General features: G+C 61.5%; 5 protein-coding genes. All 5 read right to left on the bottom strand.

Translation table 11 applies throughout. From position 1 onward, the window contains the following. On the bottom strand, positions 1-427 hold a 427-nt coding region (locus MJ797_RS26485), incomplete at its 3' end, for a hypothetical protein (protein WP_239342434.1). A 53-nt stretch (positions 428-480) separates the two neighbouring features. Then, on the bottom strand, positions 481-858 hold the full coding sequence (locus MJ797_RS26480) for a hypothetical protein (RefSeq protein WP_239342431.1): 378 nt from the start codon (positions 856-858) through the stop codon (positions 481-483). Further along, the gene (locus tag MJ797_RS26475) at positions 855-1913 is read right to left on the bottom strand and encodes a hypothetical protein (RefSeq protein WP_239342428.1); all 1059 of its coding nucleotides are present in this window, start codon (positions 1911-1913) and stop codon (positions 855-857) included. Before MJ797_RS26475 ends, MJ797_RS26480 begins: the two co-directional genes overlap by 4 nt. Before the next feature lie 26 nt (positions 1914-1939). Continuing rightward, complete coding sequence (locus tag MJ797_RS26470) at positions 1940-2323, bottom strand: hypothetical protein (protein ID WP_239342425.1); 384 nt, start codon at positions 2321-2323, stop codon at positions 1940-1942. 287 nt (positions 2324-2610) lie between these two features. Then, positions 2611-2850: a hypothetical protein gene (locus tag MJ797_RS26465; RefSeq protein WP_239342422.1), complete on the bottom strand. Its 240-nt coding sequence runs from the start codon at positions 2848-2850 to the stop codon at positions 2611-2613. Positions 2851-3140: the final 290 nt, after the last annotated feature.

Below are 3140 nucleotides of genomic sequence, written 5' to 3'. Positions count from 1 at the left end.
GGGCGGCCATGTCGTCGTAGACCGTCAGGCCGTCGGTGCTCTGCGTGCTGGCGTCCCGCTCGCCGTTGTCGACGTAGACGATGTCTACCTGCTGGGTTGCGCTGTACCGGCCGCCGTGGTCGATCACGTGCGGGTCGTCGATGCGGTAGGTCTGTCCGTCGGTGCCGAGGCCGATCCAGCCGCCGTCACCGGCGGCGCGGGACGCCGCGCTGGCCGCCGCCTCCTGCGCGGTGGCGGGACGCAGCCGGCGGGCCCGCGGGCCGGACATCCCGTCGGCGATGTACACCCAGCCGTGGCGAGTTGCGGGCAGGGCATCCGTGGGGACAGTCCGCCGGGTCCGAACCGGGAACACGTCGAACTCGGCGGCGGCCATGACACCGACGGCGACCGCGCCGACGGTCAGCGCGGCGTCCCGCACAACAGACATTTTGATCATTGTGGTGCCTTTCTGGGTGTCGGAATGTGATCGAAAAGGGTGGGTCAGTGAGGGGCGTGTTCGGTGGCGCGGCGCCGCTGGGCGTCGTTGGGCATGGTCGAGAGCAGGACGCGTAGCCGGCCGCGCCGGTCGGGGTTGTGGCTGGCGTCCCAGTCGATGGATGCCAGGACCGCGTCCCGGCCGGCGAGAGTGACCGCGTGGGCCTCGGCTCGCAGCACGTCGGCCCTGCTGGCCGCGTCGTCGGCCAACTCGACGACGCGGATTGCGGCGAGAAGGGCGGCGCCGAGAAGGAGCTGCCAGCCCCATGCCGCGTGCACGATGGCGAGGCCGACAGCCGGGATCATGAAGATGGCACCGAGGGCGACTATGGCGATGCGTATCCGGTAGCCGCGTCGCCAGGACCGGTTGAAGTCGTCCTTCATAGCCTGCCGGTACTTAGCAACTTATCATGTGCCAACAATATAAGCGCCTGGCCTGGTATAGCATCACTGATGTCAGCCACTACCACGAAGAGAAGGTCGAGATATTCTCGTGCAGGAATTCTGACATCGACATAGTTAAAATCAGCGTCCTGACGGGCAAGCTTAAGTTTTTGAATACAACGATCGGGCTGAATGCTCGTGTTGCTGCTTGTCCAGCTATTTTCCCAGCCACTTCCCCAGTCGCAGATAGATCTACCGTTAGGTTTATCGTCGAGATCCCGATCTTGGATACCTACATATTGTATGGGTACCGCGACTCCGAAGAAATCCGAGCCTATGGGTACCGGAGCCTTACGGTCACTCTGAATGTTGACAAAACGGACTGCCACCACAATCTTATGATGGCCGGGCTTCGCAGCCGAGGATCCGTCCTCCGGAGCGGATCTCAAAAATACTGCTCGAATCTCGTATGGAACTCCATCATAGCCCGAGTAGCTGTTGACTGGGGCACGAGCTAATGCCGTGACGGCTTCGGACGGCACATAGGCGGCCGGTAACGACGCAGCGAATGGGTCATTGGGATCTAGGAGCCACGATGGAAGCCTTCGCGGCTCCGACTCAGTGCCAGACCCGGCTCGGCCAGTGAGCGCATTCGACGGGTCAGCATCGATGGCCGTACTGATCTTCTTTGCACCATCATCTGGCGAGTTCACGTAGATGACGGTCGAGGTGAGCACTCCGGAAAGAACGACCACCGCCCCAACGAAAGCGTAAAAAACAGTTATTCGACGGCGGCGAACAGCGCCGATGTTCACTACCTGAGCGACATTTACCAGCTTCCCGACGTCTCCGCCGGACGCGACGATCGTGGCAAGCTTCGGTGAATATGTCCCGCCGAGATGTTGGATCTCAGAAAGAAGCTTCGAGAGTGACTCGCTTCCTTCCTTCGGATCCCTGCCTAATTGACTTAGAACCGCTCGGCCCCGCCAGTCGTCCTCCAACGCATCTTTAAGTCGCTCCCACAGCTCACGCTCTTCATCGGTTGGCTTCGCCATGGTATCTTTCCCCGACTGTTCATGATTCAAAGTTGGACATCCCCGTAAACGTTACCGACGTTGACGAGTTTCTCAACTGACCCACCGGAAAGAACGGTCGTCTTGAACACAGGATGAGCAGACAACGGAACTTCTGCGAGTTCGGCAACAAGATTACGAAACTCGGGATCACTTTCCATGATTTCCTGAACCAGATGCGCAAGTCTTTCGACAGCGGCTGGATCCTCCGGAGCAGCAAGCGCCCGAGACAGCGTCTCCTCGTCGTCGCTTCCCTCCTGACATTGCCGCTGTACGATGTCACCAAGCCGGGTTAGCACCCGCCACACACTCTCACCGACCTGACCACCTGCACTTTCCAAAGCGCTCTTGGCTAGTAGAAGAGCGACCGTTGTTGCAACCGGGTCCACCATGGCAAAACTCCCTAGTGCCGCGTAATAAGCAGATCTTTGATCTTATCCACTTTCATCTTTTCGATCATTATCGATCTTTATTTTCGATACCGATCAAGTCGTGGGCGATCAAAAACAGAGTCGATCATAATGCGGAACGTGCCGGCTATATCAACTTATCGTAGCTGTTCAGCTCGGGTGGTCGGATGTTCGCTGTCCCATGTGCGGTTATTGCTCCGGCGGTTGCGTCGCGATGTGTCATGATTGCTGGAATTACGAGGCCCGGCCGGCGCCGGCGCCGCCGGTCTTCAGTGCAGGGCGATGCGGCGGGTCTGCCGGGGCGTGTACGTCTCGTAGTGGCCGTGGATCTCGACGACGGAGGCGGGGTCGGCGTCCTGGACGAGCTGCTCGGCCCACCGGATCGACGCGTTCAGGCCGGGGAACGGCCCGGCCATGAAGTCGTCGCCGTAGACCGACACGTGCGCCACGAACAGCCGCCGGTCCCGCCACCATCCCGGAGTCCACCGGATCCACCAGTTACGGACCATCCGCTCATCGTGTCCGTCTGCTGTCGGAGATGTCCACTATCGCTGGCCATGCTGCACGCCCGTCACCGCCATCATGCGGCCCCGCCGGCCCCTTCGTCCGGCGGCCCGGTACGTGGGGTGCCGTTAACGACGCTCACACAGGAGGAAAAGTAACCGGCGGGTAGGCCCGGCTCCGGGGCTCGGCACCCCGCCGGCTGCGGTGCCCACGGGCGCCTGGCGCGGTTCGCCGCAGGAAATGCGTACCTGCCGGAGTCGGGCCGGGCCACCGTGTTCGGCGGTCGCGGTAGGGA

The sequence above is a fragment of the Protofrankia sp. CiP3 genome (assembly GCF_917627345.1).
Lineage (GTDB): Bacteria > Actinomycetota > Actinomycetes > Frankiales > Frankiaceae > Protofrankia.
This window is presented reverse-complemented; position numbering and strand designations above follow the sequence as displayed.

What these genes read in the sequence shown, in the direction of transcription:
- MJ797_RS26475 (WP_239342428.1), bottom strand. Translation starts at nt 1,913, where the DNA reads ATGGCGAAGCCAACCGATGAAGAGCGTGAGCTGTGGGAGCGACTTAAA.
- MJ797_RS26465 (WP_239342422.1), bottom strand. Translation starts at nt 2,850, where the DNA reads ATGGTCCGTAACTGGTGGATCCGGTGGACTCCGGGATGGTGGCGGGAC.
- MJ797_RS26480 (WP_239342431.1), bottom strand. Translation starts at nt 858, where the DNA reads ATGAAGGACGACTTCAACCGGTCCTGGCGACGCGGCTACCGGATACGC.
- MJ797_RS26470 (WP_239342425.1), bottom strand. Translation starts at nt 2,323, where the DNA reads ATGGTGGACCCGGTTGCAACAACGGTCGCTCTTCTACTAGCCAAGAGC.